This is a genomic window from Micromonospora haikouensis (assembly GCF_000876225.1).
GTDB lineage: Bacteria > Actinomycetota > Actinomycetes > Mycobacteriales > Micromonosporaceae > Micromonospora > Micromonospora haikouensis.
The window spans coordinates 1,211,448-1,226,154 of record NZ_JXSX01000001.1 but is presented as its reverse complement, the minus strand read 5'-3'; the positions used below and the strand labels follow the sequence as shown (position 1 = coordinate 1,226,154).

Annotated in this window: 16 protein-coding genes; 3 read left to right on the top strand and 13 right to left on the bottom strand. The window is 75.3% G+C overall.

What is annotated here, in order from left to right; translation table 11 throughout:
• Window positions 1-68: 68 nt before the first annotated feature.
• The 11 genes from TK50_RS05585 to TK50_RS05540 all read right to left on the bottom strand — a co-directional run bounded on the left by TK50_RS05585 (window position 69) and on the right by TK50_RS05540 (window position 8,936).
• A complete protein-coding gene (locus TK50_RS05585) occupies window positions 69-890 on the bottom strand; it encodes a RecB family exonuclease (RefSeq protein WP_043963918.1) in 822 nt (273 codons plus the stop codon).
• Window positions 891-1,179: 289 nt separating this feature from the next.
• The gene (locus TK50_RS05580; RefSeq protein WP_043961761.1) at window positions 1,180-1,794 is read right to left on the bottom strand and encodes a MarC family protein; all 615 of its coding nucleotides are present in this window, start codon (window positions 1,792-1,794) and stop codon (window positions 1,180-1,182) included.
• Window positions 1,795-1,826: 32 nt separating this feature from the next.
• The gene (locus tag TK50_RS05575; RefSeq protein ID WP_043961760.1) at window positions 1,827-2,708 is read right to left on the bottom strand and encodes a PHP domain-containing protein; all 882 of its coding nucleotides are present in this window, start codon (window positions 2,706-2,708) and stop codon (window positions 1,827-1,829) included.
• Window positions 2,709-2,767: 59 nt separating this feature from the next.
• Window positions 2,768-4,051 carry a hypothetical protein gene (locus TK50_RS05570; RefSeq protein ID WP_241773930.1) on the bottom strand — a complete coding sequence of 428 codons (1,284 nt, stop codon included), beginning with the start codon at window positions 4,049-4,051 and terminating at the stop codon, window positions 2,768-2,770.
• 5 nt (window positions 4,052-4,056) lie between these two features.
• The gene (locus TK50_RS34750) at window positions 4,057-4,884 is read right to left on the bottom strand and encodes a SigE family RNA polymerase sigma factor (RefSeq protein ID WP_043961758.1); all 828 of its coding nucleotides are present in this window, start codon (window positions 4,882-4,884) and stop codon (window positions 4,057-4,059) included.
• Window positions 4,885-4,990: 106 nt separating this feature from the next.
• Window positions 4,991-5,869 carry a PH domain-containing protein gene (locus TK50_RS05560; RefSeq protein WP_043961757.1) on the bottom strand — a complete coding sequence of 293 codons (879 nt, stop codon included), beginning with the start codon at window positions 5,867-5,869 and terminating at the stop codon, window positions 4,991-4,993.
• A gap of 6 nt (window positions 5,870-5,875) precedes the next feature.
• Complete coding sequence (locus TK50_RS34345; RefSeq protein WP_165878125.1) at window positions 5,876-6,034, bottom strand: hypothetical protein; 159 nt, start codon at window positions 6,032-6,034, stop codon at window positions 5,876-5,878.
• A 133-nt stretch (window positions 6,035-6,167) separates the two neighbouring features.
• On the bottom strand, window positions 6,168-6,851 hold the full coding sequence (locus tag TK50_RS05555) for a DUF6758 family protein (RefSeq protein WP_338390902.1): 684 nt from the start codon (window positions 6,849-6,851) through the stop codon (window positions 6,168-6,170).
• Window positions 6,852-7,118: 267 nt separating this feature from the next.
• Window positions 7,119-7,742 carry a TrmH family RNA methyltransferase gene (locus TK50_RS05550; RefSeq protein WP_043961755.1) on the bottom strand — a complete coding sequence of 208 codons (624 nt, stop codon included), beginning with the start codon at window positions 7,740-7,742 and terminating at the stop codon, window positions 7,119-7,121.
• 78 nt (window positions 7,743-7,820) lie between these two features.
• Complete coding sequence (locus TK50_RS05545; protein WP_043961754.1) at window positions 7,821-8,348, bottom strand: hypothetical protein; 528 nt, start codon at window positions 8,346-8,348, stop codon at window positions 7,821-7,823.
• A gap of 72 nt (window positions 8,349-8,420) precedes the next feature.
• Complete coding sequence (locus tag TK50_RS05540) at window positions 8,421-8,936, bottom strand: MaoC family dehydratase (protein WP_043963916.1); 516 nt, start codon at window positions 8,934-8,936, stop codon at window positions 8,421-8,423.
• 552 nt (window positions 8,937-9,488) lie between these two features.
• Here TK50_RS05540 and trxA point away from each other — a divergent pair.
• From trxA to TK50_RS05525, 3 genes are all read left to right on the top strand, one after another.
• Window positions 9,489-9,851 (top strand): thioredoxin, encoded by a 363-nt coding sequence (gene trxA, locus TK50_RS05535; RefSeq protein ID WP_043961753.1) that lies wholly within the window; start codon window positions 9,489-9,491, stop codon window positions 9,849-9,851.
• A 177-nt stretch (window positions 9,852-10,028) separates the two neighbouring features.
• Complete coding sequence (locus TK50_RS05530; protein WP_043961752.1) at window positions 10,029-10,469, top strand: hypothetical protein; 441 nt, start codon at window positions 10,029-10,031, stop codon at window positions 10,467-10,469.
• A complete protein-coding gene (locus TK50_RS05525; protein WP_228986385.1) occupies window positions 10,466-11,404 on the top strand; it encodes an MFS transporter permease in 939 nt (312 codons plus the stop codon). Before TK50_RS05530 ends, TK50_RS05525 begins: the two co-directional genes overlap by 4 nt.
• On the opposite strand, the gene TK50_RS05520 is transcribed toward TK50_RS05525, so the two are convergent.
• Window positions 11,303-12,787, bottom strand: a complete 1,485-nt coding sequence (locus TK50_RS05520) for a hypothetical protein (RefSeq protein WP_043961751.1) — start codon at window positions 12,785-12,787, stop codon at window positions 11,303-11,305. The genes TK50_RS05525 and TK50_RS05520 overlap by 102 nt on opposite strands.
• Window positions 12,784-14,691: a dynamin family protein gene (locus TK50_RS05515; protein ID WP_052503630.1), complete on the bottom strand. Its 1,908-nt coding sequence runs from the start codon at window positions 14,689-14,691 to the stop codon at window positions 12,784-12,786. The genes TK50_RS05520 and TK50_RS05515 overlap by 4 nt, the downstream gene beginning before the upstream one ends.
• Between the last annotated feature and the right edge of the window lie 16 nt (window positions 14,692-14,707).

Sequence of the window (14,707 nt, the reverse complement as noted above, 5' to 3'; positions counted from 1 at the left end):
GACCCCACACCCGCCCCGCGCGCCCGAGGCCGCCCGGGGGCCGGCCCGGGGTCGGCAGGCCGGCGGGGTCAGTCCCGGCGGTCCAAGGCCGCCCAGGGATCCTTCCCCGGCGTCTGCGCGCCAGCGGGGCAGGTGCGGCGGTAGTCGCACCAGCCGCAGCGCGGCCCCGGCTCGGCCGGGAAGGCGTCGTCCGGGTCGGACCCGTCGGCGACGGCCCGCTCGGCGCCCATGATGTCCCGCGCCGTCTCCTCGGCGCGGGTGACCTGCCGGGCCAGCGACTCGACGGTGTGCTCGTGGGCGGCGATCGTGCCGGTGGGCAGGTGGTGCAGCTCGACCCGGCGGCACGGCCGACGGAACACCCGCTCGGCGGCGTACGCGTAGAGGGCCAACGCCTGCGAGCCGCGCGCGTCGTCGGCGTCCAGCCCTGTGCGGCCGGTCTTGTAGTCGACGATGACCAGCTCAGGCCCGCTCGCGCCGGGGCGGAGGTCGATCCGGTCGGCGCGCCCGTTGAACGCCAGCACCGCCGTCCTGACCGCCACCACCCGCTCGACGCCGACCGGGTCGGCCTGCGGGTCCAGCGTCTCGACGTAGGACTCCAGCCAGGCCAACGCCCGCCGGTACGCGTCGCGCTCCTGCTCGTCGTCGCGGAACCCGTCGCGTACCCAGGTGCCCCGCAGCAGCCCGGCCAGCGCCTCCGGGCGGCGGCGGTCGGCGGGCAGGGCATACCAGTTCTTCAGGGCGTTGTGCACGCTCGCGCCCAGCGAGTTGTGGGCCCACGGCGGGCCCTTCGGCGGCGCGGGCCGGTCCACGTACGAGTAGCGGTAGCGGCGGGGGCAGTCCGCGTACGCGCCGAGCTTGCTGGGGGTGCAGACGAACAGCCGCTCCGGCATGCCGTCGAAGCCGAGCTGCTCGGGCTGGGCGGCCGGGCGGGACTGGGCGGGCTGGCCGGCGCGGGGGCGCGGGGTCCGGCCCGCCCCGGCGGCGGGTCGACCGGCGGGGCGGCCGGATGAGGAGGCTGGTCGCACCCCGCGATCCTGCCACCCGGCTACGACAGCCGCTCCGACCCGGCCGGCGGGTCGCACCGCCGGATCAGCCACGCCCGGCACCGGCTCCGGCCGGGCGCGGGCACGGATCGGGCCCGCCCGCCGCCCCGGCTGACGCCACGCCCGCGTCCCGGGGTCAGGTCGCGCTCGTGTACTGGGTGACGAAGGCCGCGATGGCGTCGGCGATGAGCTGCACCGCGATCGCGGCGAGCAGCAGGCCGGCGATGCGGGTGAGCACCTCGATCCCGCCCGGGCGCAGGATCTTGACGATCCCGCCGGAGAAGCGCAGCACCACCCAGACGGTGAGCATCACCGCCACGATGGCCGCGGCGATGGCGCCGTAGTCGAGCGCCCGGTCGGCCTGCTGGACGAAGAGCATGGTCGCCACGATCGCGCCCGGTCCGGCCAGCAGCGGGGTGCCCAGCGGCACCAGGGCGATGTTCGAGGTGGCCTGCTGGGTGGGGTCGTCGGCCTTGCCGGTCAGCAGTTCCAGCGCGACGAGGATCAGCAGCAGCCCGCCGGCCGCCTGGAGCGCCGGCAGGTCGACGTGCAGGTACGCGAGCAGGGTCTGCCCGGCCACGGCGAAGACCACGATCACCCCGAGCGCCAGGGCCACCGCCTGCCAGGCGGCCCGGTTGCGGTCCCGGGCGGCCAGGGGGCCGGTGAGCGCAAGGAAGATCGGCATCATGCCCGGCGGGTCGACGATGACCAGCAGGGTCACGAAGACCTCACCGAAGAGCTTCAGATCCACCCGGAGAGGGTAGCCGCGCAGGTGGAGGCGGATCAGGCCGAAGCGACGGGGGTCACGCCGGTGGCCTCGGCCACGATCCGCCCGTACGCCTCGGGCGAGGTGGTGAACGCGCCGAGCCGGACGGTCTTGTGCGTGCCGTGGAAGTCCGACGAGCCGGTGACGAACAGGCCCAGCTCGGCGGCGAGCGCCCGCACGTGCGCCCGCTCGGCGGGGGAATGGTCCTCGTGGTCGGCCTCCAGGCCGGCGAGCCCGGCAGCCGCCAGCTCGACGATCAGCTCGTCGGGCACGATCCGGCCGCGCCGGCTCGCCCTCGGGTGGGCGAACACGGGCACACCGCCCGCGGCCCGCACCAGCCGGACCGCCCGGAACACGTCGATGTCGTCCTTGGGCAGCCGGTACCGCTCACCCAGCCACTCCGGCCCGAACGCCTCGGTGGTGGTGGCCACCAGCCCGGCGCGGATGAGAGCCTGGGCGATGTGTGGGCGACCCACCGTCCCGCCGCCCGCCCCGGCCAGGATCTCCGGCCAGCTCAGCTCGACGCCGTCGGCGCGCAGCAGCGCCACGATGCGTTCCCCGCGCACCTCACGGGCGGCCCGCACCCGGGCCAGCTCCGCGCCCAGCTCCGGCTCCGCCGGGTCGAAGAGGTACGCGAGCAGGTGCAGCGCCACCGGCGGGTCCGCCCCGTGCCAGCGGCAGGAGATCTCCGCGCCCCGGACCAGGGTGAGGCCGGGCGGCAACGCGGCCACCGCGGGCGCCCACCCGGTGGTGGTGTCGTGGTCGGTGATCGCCACGACGTCCAGGCCGGCCTCGCCGGCCGCCCGGACCAGCTCGGCCGGCGTGAGGGTGCCGTCGCTGGCCGTCGAGTGGGCGTGCAGGTCGATCCGGGCGGCGGCCGGCACCGGGGGCGGGGTCATCGCCCGACGCTATCGGTGCCGCCGGCCTGCCAGAGTGCCGGGTCGGTGACGCCGGCCGGTCAGGGTGCCGGGTCGGTGACGACCACCGGCCGGCCGGCCGGCTCGACGCCGGTCAACGGGCTGGCGGCGGCCCGCTCTCCGGCGACCACGCGGTCGGGCCGCACCGGCACCAGCCCGCCCCGGGCGTCGGCATACCAGGCGGTGCCGGCCGGCGTCCAGCACACCGCGCCGGCCAGCGTCGGGCCGGCGGGACGGGCGACCAACGTGCCGCCGAGGGTAGCGAGGTCGACCAGGAGCGCCCCGGTGGCATCGGAGGAGCCGGTGCGGCCGTTCAGCAGCAGCCAGCGGCCGTCGGCGGAGACCCCGCCCAGCCCGTCGGAGCTGAGGGTCGGCCCGCAGGCCGAGCGGATGGTCGCCAGCGCCCGGGTGGGGTCGAGCAGCGCCAGGCAGGGGCGTCGGGGCGTGCCGGCGGAGACGAGGCCGACGAGCCGGCCGTCCGGCAGCGCCCCGTGGACGGCGAGGACGTCGCGCCAGCCGGCGGTGGGAAGCCCGCCCGCGGCCGGATGCCAGAGCGCGTACCCGGGTCGGGCCGGATCGCGGCGCACCAGGACGGAGTTGCCGGCGAAGCCGACCGGCACGGCCGCGCCGGGCGCCGTCGTGCCGGCGACCGCGACGAGCTTGTCGCCGACGATCCCGGCGATGGAGAGCCGGTCGCCGTCGCGCCAGGCGACCTGGCCGCCGTCGGGGGCGACGGCGATCGCCTCCGCGCCGGCGAGCAGCACCCTGGTGCTGCCGTCGGCGTGCACGGACAGCAGGGCCCGGCCGGCGACGGTGGGCGCGCCCACCACCAGCCAACCCCCCTTGTCCGGTACGCGCTGCGCCCGGTCGGCGTCGGCCACCCCGAGGGGGATGTTCGTGTTCCCGGCGGTGTAGAGGGTGCCGTCGACGACCAGGTCGACCGCGCCGCCGGCCGGCCCGAGGGCCGGTCGGGGTGATCCGCCCGACGGGCTCGGCACCGGTTCCGGGACCGTCCAGGAGGAGCCGCGCGGGTCGCCGAGCACCACGGTCGGCGGGGTGGGCTGCGTTGCCTGGGGGCTGAGCTGCACCATGCCGGCGCTGACCAGCACCGTGGCCATCCCGGCCAGGGCGGTGCCGGTGACGACCCGGCGGCGGCGTGTCCGGGTGGCCCGCCGGATGGCCAGGCTGGCCGGGTCCACGGTGCACGGCAGCGGCACGGCGGCCTGCCGGGAGAGGGTCTCCCGGAGCGCACGCTCCAGCTCGTCCGCCGTCACGACTGTTGGACGCGCGGGAACGGGCGTCCGGTTGTCACCGGGACCGGCCACCCCGCTCACCTCCGCTCCGCGCCGACGGCCTCGGCCGGCACCGGGGCACCGACGGGCTCGACGCGCACCGGGAGCGGCGCGCCGCCGGCCGGGGCGGGACGAGGGCCGGCTCCGCTCGTGGTGGACGCGGCGGGCACCCCCGCCCGGGCCGGGCGCGGCGTAGCGGGCACCGTCGGGGCGGGCCGGGGCGGGGTCGCCGGGGCGGGACGGGCGGCGGCGGGGTCGGCCTGTCGGGCGGGCCGGAGGCGGGCGGCCTCCGCGGGCCGCGTCCGGGGGGCGGGACGGTTGCCCGCCCGCCCGTCGGGCTGCGGCTGCGGCGCGTCGGTCAGGTCGAGGGCGGCCTGTGCGCCCAGCCGTCGGCGCAGGGTGGCCAGCGCCCGGGAGGTCTGGCTCTTCACGGTGCCCGGCGAGATCTCCAGCAGCGCGGCGGTCTGCGCCTCCGACATGTCCTCGTAGAAGCGCAGCACCAGCACCGCGCGCTGCCGGCTGGGCAGCGCCCTGAGCTGCCGCCACAGCACGTCCCGGTCGAGCTGCTGCTCGATCTCGTCGACCCCGGCGCGTTCGGGCAGCACCTCGGTCGGCCGCTCACCGTGCCAGCGCCGCCGCCACCAGCTCGTCGACGTGTTGACCATGACGCGACGCGCGTACGGCTCGATCGCCTCGATGCCGCCGAGCCGTTTGCAGGCGAGGTAGGTCTTGGTCAGCGCGGTCTGAAGCAGGTCCTCCGCCGTGGCCCAGTCGCCGGTCAGCAGGTATGCGGTGCGCAGCAGCGCCCCGGAGCGGGCCGCGACGAACTCGCGGAACTCCTCCTCCAGCGGGTCTTTCGCGGCCACCGCTCACCTCCCGCACCCCCGTGCCTGCATGGCAGGTTGTCATGCCGGGGGCGGACCGGGCGACGGCGAAAGGTGCGGGCTTCCTCCGATGTTCGGACGGAAAGTTTCACGCCCCGTCGTCGGCCTTGGCCTCGTCCGCCTCCTTGCCCAGCCGGGCCTCGACTGCCTGCGGCTCGTACATCTCCTCGACGACGCGCAGGTAGAGCTCGTTCGGGTTGGGCAGGTTCTTGATCTCACGGAGCGCCTGGTCCTGGCCGGCGGACTCCAGCACGAACGTGCCGTAGTTGAGGGCGCGGCCGGTGGGGCTCTGCTCGTATTTCATGTCGGTGACCCGGGCGAGCGGCATCATCGCCACCTTGCGGGTGACGATGCCGTTGACCACCATGACCCGCTTGTTGGTCAGGATGAACCGGTCGTACCACCAGTCGGCGACCTTCCAGGCCACCCAGCCCATCACGGCGAACCAGAGCAGCACCGCGATGGTGGTCAGCGCGCCCACGTCCCGCCCGGCGAGGAAGCCGGAGAGGTAGCCGAGGACGAAGGTCGCCCCGATGCCCACCAGGATCGGCGTGGTCAGGTGGATCCAGTGCCGCTTCCACTCGCCCCGGTAGCGCTCGGTGGGGAAGAGGTAGCGCGCCACCAGCGAGCTGGGCTCGTCCTCCAGCGGCAGGACCCGTCGGGGGCCGAGCGGCATGCCGGAGGCGTCGACCCGCAGCCCGGCAAGCTCCTCTTCGGAGATCTGCGGCGGCTGGTAGTCGGCCTCCGGATCGCGGACCCAGGCCCGCCCGGAGCGCGCCTGGCCGCCGAAGGGACCGTCGCCGTAGCCGGCGTCGTCGGAGAAGGGCGGACCGTCGGAGAAGCCCTGCCCCGGGCCTGGGCCCGGAACGTCGTCGGGCCTGACCCGGGGGATCGGCTCCGTGTCTCGGTCCCGGCGCTCCCGGTCGGGGTCGTCGGGGTCGAACGGCGGACCGGAGGGGCTGCCCATCGGCGGTTAGGCGATGAGGCTGGTGAAGAAGTCGCCGAACCCCTGGGCGATGTCCATGATGCCGCCGCCGATCGACTTGAAGACGTCTGCGGCGGAGTTCGGCCGGTACGCAACAAAGAAGATCAAGAATGCGATACCGGCCCAGGTGAGGACCTTCTTGACCATGGCGGGCCATCCTCTCGCGCGGCGCCGGGTCCATTTACCGCAGCGGCACCCAGAGTATCAGTAAGGTGTCGTACAGTGAATCTCTGCGTCCGTTCTCCGACAGAACGGGAGACTTGCCAAGCCTCTCGGCTGGTCAGGCCTTCCCGTGCAGGTACGGAGACGGAGCGCCGTACACGAGCTCGGACGGCGTCCACTCTGTGAGGTCGTGCAGCTCCACGTCCTCGGCGAGCAGATGCCCCGCACCCGCCGGCCAGGCTATCGCATGAAGCCACAATCCCCGAGCCTCGCCGGCGTACGCGCTTCGATCCGTCGGAGAATTCACGAGCCACAGTGGAGTCGGGTGGCCGGCGACACGGATCCTGGCCTGCCCGACATGCCCCGGATGCCCGGGGCCGGGATCGTCCAGCGCCTCGGCGAGTTGCGGGCCCGGGTCGGGGCCGGCCATGCCGGCGAACCGGGTGCCCAGCCCGACGCCCGGCTCCTCGGCCACGAACACCAGGTCGGCCGGGCCGCCGCCGAGCGGCTCGGGCCCGGCGAAGGCCACGACGGTGGCGCGCACCCCGGCGCGCTCGTCCCCGGCGTACGCCACGCCGGTGAGGGTCCAGCCGGGCGGCATGGGCCACGGGCACCAGACCGGCGTGGCGGGGCCGTCGGGGGGCCCGGCGGCGGCGACCCGGCCCACGACGCTGGCCACGATCTCCGCGCCGATGTGCTCGGGCACGTGCAGCGGCGGCACGGGACCGCAGCGCGCGCAGCGCCACTCCGTGTGCATCAGGTCCGGCTCCCGGACGGATCCACCACACCTGGGGCAACTCACCGCGACACTCACGTTTCCACCGTCGCCCCGGCTCGCCGCCCAGTCAAGTGGAGCGGCCGAATCCCCCGGCGCGTCGCCCCCGCCGGCCTGCCCCGGTCCGGAAGGGAACGGGCGCCGCCATGTCGCCGGCATCGGGCGGTCCGGGAGCCCTGGACACCGCCATGTCGCCGACACGGCGGGACGACCGACCGACACACGACCGACCGACACACGACCGAGCGGCGCACGACCGACCGACGCGCGGGCGGGGCGGGGTGGGCGCGGAGGTCAGGCGGGCGGCGGGCCGGCGTGGGCGCGGATCCAGGCGTGCATGGCGATGCCGCTGGCCACCCCGGCGTTGATCGACCGGGTCGAGCCGTACTGGGCGATGGAGAAGAGCTGGTCGCAGGCCGACCGGGCGGCCTCGGACAGCCCCGGTCCCTCCTGGCCGAACAGCAGCGCGCAGCGGCGCGGCAGGCTCGTCGTCTCCAGCGGCCGGGAGCCGGGCAGGTTGTCGATGCCCACCACCGGCAGGTCCCGGTCCGCCGCCCAGGCGGCGAACTCCTCGATCGTCTCGTGGTGCCGGACGTGCTGGTACCGGTCGGTCACCATGGCACCCCGCCGGTTCCACCGCCGCCGCCCCACGATGTGCACCTCGGCCGCCAGGAAGGCGTTGGCGTTGCGGACCACCGTGCCGATGTTGAGGTCGTGCTGCCAGTTCTCGATCGCCACGTGGAAGTCGTGCCGACGCCGGTCGAGGTCGGCCACCACGGCCTCCCGCCGCCAGTACCGGTACCGGTCCACGACGTTGCGCCGGTCGCCCTCGGCGAGCAGCTCCGGGTCGTAGCGCGGGTCGGCCGGGGGGTCGCCGGCCCACGGCCCCACGCCGACCTCAAGCTGATCACCGGTCACGGTCTCCAGAGGGTACGGACCCCCCGGTCGCCCCGCACGGCCGGGTGCGCCGGGGCCACCCGGTCGGGTCGGGCGGGATCAGCCCAGGCCGAGGGCCCCGCCGAGCCGGTCCAGGAACCGCCGGTCGGTCGGCGTCACGTCCCCGCCCGCCGGGGCGCCGGCGGTGGCCCGCCGGACCCGGGCCGCCACCGACTGCACCCACTGCCGGTACGCGGCCGAGTCGGCGGGGTCGGCCCGCCGACGCAGCACCCGGACCGTGGCGCGACAGGCGGCCAGCAGGTCGACCAGGTCGGTGAGCCGGTCCTCGGGGGCGGTCGCCCCGTCGTGCCGGGCGTAGATGGCGGCGACCACGGCGCGGACCAGGTCGCTGTCGGAGGCACGCCCGGCGGCCACGGCGTCGAGGCCGGCCAGCCCGGCGGCGACGCCCCGGGACGGGCCGCCGGGGTCGGGGGCGGCGGCGGCCACGAGCACCCGGCCGGGCAGGCCGGTCAGCAGGTCCCACTCGGCGGCGGAGTAGGCGGCGGTGGTCAGCGGTGCGGCGCGGCGGCCGGCAGAGGGCGGCTCTCCGGCGACGGAGTGGCTCATGGGGACCTCCGGCGCCAGCATATGACCCCGTACGGCGCGTCGGGCCCCTTCACCGCAACCGCGCGGCGCGGGGCCGCCGGCGCCCGGGTGGGGTCAGCGCGGCTCGGGGAAGCTCGGGCGCTCCGGGTCGACGCCCTCGGGCACGGTCTCGGCCGCGTACGCCCGCTTGGGGACCATCACCCGGCGGCGGAAGACGCAGACCATGGTGCCGTCCTGCTTGTAGCCGCGGGTCTCCACCGACACCACGCCCCGGTCGGGCTTCGAGGAGGACTCGCGCTTGTCCAGGACGGTGGTCTCGCCGTAGATGGTGTCGCCGTGGAAGGTCGGCGCGACGTGCCGCAGCGACTCGACCTCCAGGTTCGCGATGGCCTTGCCGCTGACGTCGGGCACGGACAGGCCGAGCAGCAGGGAGTAGACGTAGTTGCCGACCACCACGTTGCGGCCGAACTGGCTCGCCGACTCGGCGTAGTGCGCGTCGAGGTGCAGGGGGTGGTGGTTCATGGTGAGCAGGCAGAAGAGGTGGTCGTCGTACTCGGTGACGGTCTTGCCCGGCCAGTGCCGGTAGACCGCGCCGACCTCGAACTCCTCGTAGTAGCGGCCGAACTGCATCGGGGTCCCCTCCACGGGCGGGCGACGGAGTTCGGGCCAGCATGCCTTATCGAGGGTTAAGGCGAGGCCGGGGGCCGCAGCCGGGCGAGGAAATGTCACACCGGCCGCGCTCCCGGGGGGAGACGCAATGAGCGGCGGGGCCCTCCCCGGCACCCGCCGCCCACGCTCTGATGGGGAAGATTCTGCCGCACGACGAGGCCCGGTCAACAGAGACCGGCGTCACATTTATCTTTTCGTAACAATACGAAGAGTGACGATCATGAAGTGTGGGAGCGATCACCGCAGGTCGAATCGCCGCTAGTCAGGCATCAGATCATCGAAGTTGATCAGCAATCAGGGCCCCCACCTGTGGAAACGCTCCCATCACGTCCCGTCACGCAAATGCGTCATGCAAGTGCACACGGCAAGGCTGCCGGCAACAGATATGAATCGATACGCTGACACCCCGTCCCCCGGCCCCGCCGGGTTTCGGGGGCGGACGCCCGGGAATGCGCCGGGTCCCGTCCTGGTTCTAGGAGGCGTACGTGATTCCGCGGTGATCGGAGAGTCCACATGGCAACCGTTGAGCTGACCACGGCGAACTTCGACGAGGTGGCGGGCGGCGACGGCATCGTCCTCGTCGACTTCTGGGCGGAGTGGTGCGGCCCGTGCAAGCGGTTCGCCCCGGTCTACGAGCGCTCCTCCGACAAGCACCCCGACATCGTCTTCGGCAAGGTCGACACCGAGGCCCAGCAGGAGCTCGGCGCGAAGTTCGACATCCGCTCGATCCCGACGATCATGGCGATCCGGGACGGCGTGATCGTCTTCGCCCAGCCGGGGGCGCTGCCCGAGTCGGCCCTGGAGAACCTCATCGAGCAGGTCCAGGGCCTCGACATGGACGACGTCCGCAAGAAGCTGGCCGAGCACAAGCACTGAGCGCCGGGCACCACCGAGCCCGCGCAGCCGGCGGCCGGACCCCACCCGGGTCCGGCCGCCGCCGCGTCACCCGCCCTCCGGCGGGCGTCACCGGCCCCGCGTCACCGGTACGGTTGGGGCACGCCACCCGACGGAGGGACCCGAAGGGCGCCCTTCATCCCGTACCGTCGGAAACCGATGGAAACGCTGACCCGCCGGGGCCGGGGGGCCCGACTGGCCGCCACCGCGCTCGGCCTCGTCGTGTTGCTGGCCGGCACCGTCTGGGGCAGCGACGACGACTTCCCGTTCGGGCCGTTCCGGATGTACTCCACGTCCGACCCGCCGGACGCCGCCGCCCCGGACACCCGCATCGAGGGCGTCGACCGCACCGGCGCCGTGGTCGACCTGGGCCAGGACTCCACCGGCATCCGCCGGGCCGAGATCGAGGGCCAGCAGAGCCGGTACGTCGAGGACCCCGCCCGGCTGCGCCGGGTCGCCGACGCGTACGCCGAACGCCACCCCGACGCCGCCGCGCTGGTCGAGGTGCGCATCGTGATCCGCTGGTACGGCATCGCCGACGCCCGGCCGACCGGGCGCTGGACCGACGAGACCGTGGTGAGCTGGCGGGCGGACGGGTGACCCGCTGGCTGACCGAGGCGGTCCCCCGGGGCCGGGTGGCCGCCTTCCGCACCCTGGTCTACCTCTTCGTCGCCGCCGACCTGGTGTTCTTCACCCCCTGGGTACGCGCCCGCGCGAGCGTCCCCGGCGACCTCTACCAGCCGCTGCTCGTCGGGCGGGTGCTCCCGCTGCCGACCCCCACCCCGGCGCTGGTCGGCGTGATCTTCTGGGTGCTGCTGGCCCTCGCCCTGCTCGCCGCGACCGGCCGGGCCCACCGCCTGCTCGGCTGGTCGGTCTTCGCGCTCTACCTGGAGTGGATGATCATCGCGATGAGCTACGGCAAGGTCGACCACGACCGGTTCGGCCTGCTCGTCGCGCTCGCCGCGCTGCCCACCGCCGGCCGGGCCCGGCACGGCGACCCGACCCGCACCGAGGCGGGCGGCTGGGCGCTGCGGGTCACCCAGATCGCGGTGATCTGCACCTACTTCCTGGCCGCCTTCGCGAAGTTCCGGTTCGGTGGCCTCGACTGGGCCACCGGCTCGGTGCTCGCCAAGGCGATCATCCGGCGCGGCACCGACCTTGCCGACCTGATCGCTGGCGTGCCCCACCTGCTGCTCGTGGCGCAGTTCGGCATCCTCGCCTTCGAGCTGCTCAGCCCGGTGGTCTTCGTGCTGCCGGCCCGCGCCCGGCTGGCCACGGTGGGCTTCTTCTACTCGTTCCACCTGGTCACCATGGCGACGATCACCATCTCGTTCGCCCCGCACCTGGTGGCCATGGCCAGCTTCCTGCCGCTGGAGCGGGTGCGCCCCGTCGCCTGGCTGCGCCGGCTCGGCGGGGGCGGGCCGGCGGGACGGCTACGCCGGGGTGGACCGGCGGGGCGGCCCGGCCAGCTCGACGATCAGCCCCTCGCAGCTGCGGGCGACGACCTCCGCCCCGCGCCGCTGCACCAGCCGTAGGGTCGGGTCCTCCGCGCGCTCCCGCCACCGCCACTGCGCGTCGATGGCCAGCTCCCACAGCTGCCGCGCGGTCGCGTCGTGCTCCGCCCCGAGCCGGGCGGCCGGCGCGGTGCCCTCGCCGCCGACCAGCCGCTGCGCCTCGGCAGCCGGCTCTGCGGCGAACCCGACCCGGCCCGCGCGCAGCGCCGCGAGCAGGCGCAGCTCCGCGAACTCGTGCGCGCCGGCCACGATGCGCTCCACGGCGCCGAGCAGTTCGCCGGTGCCGGGGCCCGGCTCCGCGCGCAGCAGCCCCTCCACGGCCACCAGCGCCGACCGGGCCTTCAGGGTGCCCTGCCGGTCGACGAAGAGGCGGTTGACCGACTCCCGCAGCTCGGTGAGGCCGCTGCGCCGGATCAGCTCGGTGGAGAGCTTCACCCGGCTGTCGCAGCCGGTGCGGACCAGCGTGGTGGCCAGCCGGACGCCGAACAGCCCCAGCCGCTCCAGCAACGCGGCCCGCGCGTCGGCGGAGAGGCCCACGGGCAGCCCGGCCCGGACGAACCGGTCGGCGGAGAGGAGGTGTGCGTCCAGCTCCGGGCGCGGCACCCGGGCCAGCTCCGCGAGCGCGGCGAAGTCCGCCTCGCCCAGCATCCGGCCGGCCAGGCCCACGGTGCCGCTGCACGCGAGCGCGTGCACGCAGCGGGCGGCCACCCGGGGGTCGCGCTGCTGCCGCCGGACGAGCTGCCGGGCGGTCAGCAGCGCGTCGATCCGCCCGCCGCCGGTCTCGTCGGCGCGCGAGCGCACCAGGAGCACGTGCACCGCGCCGGCCTGGCCGACGATCCCGTCCCGCTCGGAATCCAGCGCCCGCAGGTCGCTGTCGCGTCCGTCGCGGGTCAGGTAGAGCAGGGCGTCGGCGTCGCGCAGGGCCCGCTCGACCACCGGGGCGCGCCCCCGCTCGTCCGGGTCGGCGACGGCGGGCGTGTCGATGAGGGTGAGCTGGCGCAGGGCCCGCGTCGGCCACCGCACGACGAGGTCGCGCAGCTCGCCGGGCCGCCAGCCGGGCCCGTCGACCCGCAGGCCGGTCGCCGACCGGGTCACCGCCAGCTCCTGCGGCACGCCGTCGGTCGACCAGGCGGTGGCCCCCGGGGCGGGCCCGTCCTCGTACCAGGTGAAGGTGTCCTCGCCGTCGACCCCGGCGACCGGCGCGACCTGCTCCCCCATGATGGCGTTCAGCAGCGTCGACTTCCCGGACCGCCAGCCGCCGGCGACGGCGACCCGCAGCGGCTCCTCCAGCCTGGCCAGCTCGTGCCGCAGCCGGTCGGCGGCCCAGGGGTGGTCCCGGTAGTGGTGCAGGGCCTCGTGCAGCAGGGCCCACACCGCGTCCTCCAGCCCCCGCCCGGACGTCATGCCGGCTGCTCCAGCAGCACCGGGCCGGCGCCGCGCCCGGCTGTCAGCCCCTGGGCTTGCTCGTGCAGCCGCGCCAGCCGGGCCATCCTCGCCCGGATCTCCCGCTGCCGGCGGTCGCGGGCCGCCGCGTCGGTGTCGGCGGCCTGCTTCGCGCTGCGCAGCGACTGGACGATGCCCTCCTGGAGCTCCTCGGTCAGTGCGGTGAAGTGGTTACGCAGCAGCCGCTGCACCTGCCGGGCGGTGTCCCGGCAGTCCTTCGTCACCCGGAGGAAGAACTCGTCGACGTGCCGCTGGACCGCCGTCTTCGCCGCCGACTGCCGGTGCCGCAGGTGCTGCCGGCTCTCGTCGCGGATGGCCTTGCCCCCGAGCAGTGCGCCGAACCCGACCGACACCGGATTGATCATCGGCATCCCCGCCAGGGTCAGCGCGAGCCCGCACATCAGCATCCCGCCGTACGAGCCCTTCATGCCGCTGAGCACCTTCTGGGTGACGGTGAACCGGTCGATCGCCGGCCGCTCGAAGTGCGGCAGCCGCTCGGCGGGGTCCTCCGGCACCGCCGTCGACCACTCCGGCAGCGCGTCGTGGCCGTACCGGCCGAAGTGGGCGGCCAACCGGCGGGCGGTCCAGTCGCAGCGGCGGACCAGCCACTCGCGGTTCTCCCGCGCCGCCGCCGCGAGGCTGCGCTCCAGCCACTCCTCGAAGACGTCCCAGCCGGTCAGCGGGTCGGCCGTGTCGAACGCCGTGTCGACCTCGCGCAGGATCTGCCGGGTCCGCTCCCGCAGGTCGTACTCGATGTCGGAGAGCAGGTCGGTCATCTCGTCCGACAGCGCGTTCTGCCAGCGGGTGGAGCAGCGCCGCAGCTCGTCCACCTCGCGCTGGGCGGCGTGCAGCCGGGAGATCGGCCCGGCCTGCTCCTCGACCTGCTGGCTGTCCAGCTCGGCGCGCAGCGGGGCGGCGAGCTGCTCGACGACCGTGCGGGCGAGCATGGTGACGGCCGTACGGGCCAGCGCGTCGCCCTTGCCGGCGAGGTCCCGGCGGAGCCGGGCGATCAGCACGGGAAAGCCCGACTCGGCGTTGAGCGGGTGGTCGTCGGCGACGGCCGCCCGCAGCCGCAGCGCCGCCGAGACCGGGATCAGCGCGGCCGGTACGCCGGCCTCGTGCAGGTGCCGCCGGTTGCGCTCGGCGACCGCCCGCCAGTCGGGCACCAGGTCGGTCTTGGTCTGCACCACCGCCACGTTCGGGTGCGACCGGGTGAGGTGCAGCAGCAGGTTCAGCTCGGCGACGGAGAGCTCCCGGGTGGAGTCGGAGACCAGCAGCACGAGGTCGGCCCGGTGCAGCGCGGCCTCCGGCGTGCCGGAGGCGGGGATCGTGCCGTCGCCGGCCGGGGTGTCCACGAGCACCAGACCGTCGGCGAGCAACGCCCGGGGGACGCCCACCTCGACGTGGGCCGGGCCAGCGCCGCGCGGGATGATCCCGGCGACCCCGGCGGCGAGCCGGTCCAGCGGCAGCGGCGTCCGCTCGGCGGCCGGGGACACGGCCGGGACCGCCGCGTAGGGCGCGACGGAGGACCCGGCGGAGGCCAGGGCGGCGGCCCCGTCCGAGCCGGCGGGCCGCTCCCGCTGGACCGGGTGCCGGACCACGGCGGCGCAGGCCGTCTCGGCGTGCCGCACCACCGTCGGCAGGACGGTGGTGCGGCCGTCGCCGACCGGGCAGACCTGCGCGGTGACGACGGCGTTGACCAGTTGGCTCTTGCCCTGGCCCGGCTCGCCGACGACCAGCACGCGCAGCGCCGGGTCGAGCAGTTGGACCCGTTTGTGGTGGACCGTGCGGAGCAGGTCGGCACGCCCGTGGGCGGTGCAGGTCCGGGCGATCTCGTCGAGCACGTCCAGCCAGATTCCCGCCATCACGGGACCAAGTGTG

What these genes read in the sequence shown, in the direction of transcription:
- TK50_RS05540 (WP_043963916.1), bottom strand. Translation starts at nt 8,936, where the DNA reads ATGCAGTTCGGCCGCTACTACGAGGAGTTCGAGGTCGGCGCGGTCTAC.
- TK50_RS05585 (WP_043963918.1), bottom strand. Translation starts at nt 890, where the DNA reads ATGCCGGAGCGGCTGTTCGTCTGCACCCCCAGCAAGCTCGGCGCGTAC.
- TK50_RS05515 (WP_052503630.1), bottom strand. Translation starts at nt 14,691, where the DNA reads ATGGCGGGAATCTGGCTGGACGTGCTCGACGAGATCGCCCGGACCTGC.
- TK50_RS05575 (WP_043961760.1), bottom strand. Translation starts at nt 2,708, where the DNA reads ATGACCCCGCCCCCGGTGCCGGCCGCCGCCCGGATCGACCTGCACGCC.
- trxA (WP_043961753.1), top strand. Translation starts at nt 9,489, where the DNA reads ATGGCAACCGTTGAGCTGACCACGGCGAACTTCGACGAGGTGGCGGGC.
- TK50_RS05530 (WP_043961752.1), top strand. Translation starts at nt 10,029, where the DNA reads ATGGAAACGCTGACCCGCCGGGGCCGGGGGGCCCGACTGGCCGCCACC.
- TK50_RS05560 (WP_043961757.1), bottom strand. Translation starts at nt 5,869, where the DNA reads ATGGGCAGCCCCTCCGGTCCGCCGTTCGACCCCGACGACCCCGACCGG.
- TK50_RS05520 (WP_043961751.1), bottom strand. Translation starts at nt 12,787, where the DNA reads ATGACGTCCGGGCGGGGGCTGGAGGACGCGGTGTGGGCCCTGCTGCAC.
- TK50_RS34345 (WP_165878125.1), bottom strand. Translation starts at nt 6,034, where the DNA reads ATGGTCAAGAAGGTCCTCACCTGGGCCGGTATCGCATTCTTGATCTTC.
- TK50_RS05545 (WP_043961754.1), bottom strand. Translation starts at nt 8,348, where the DNA reads ATGCTGGCGCCGGAGGTCCCCATGAGCCACTCCGTCGCCGGAGAGCCG.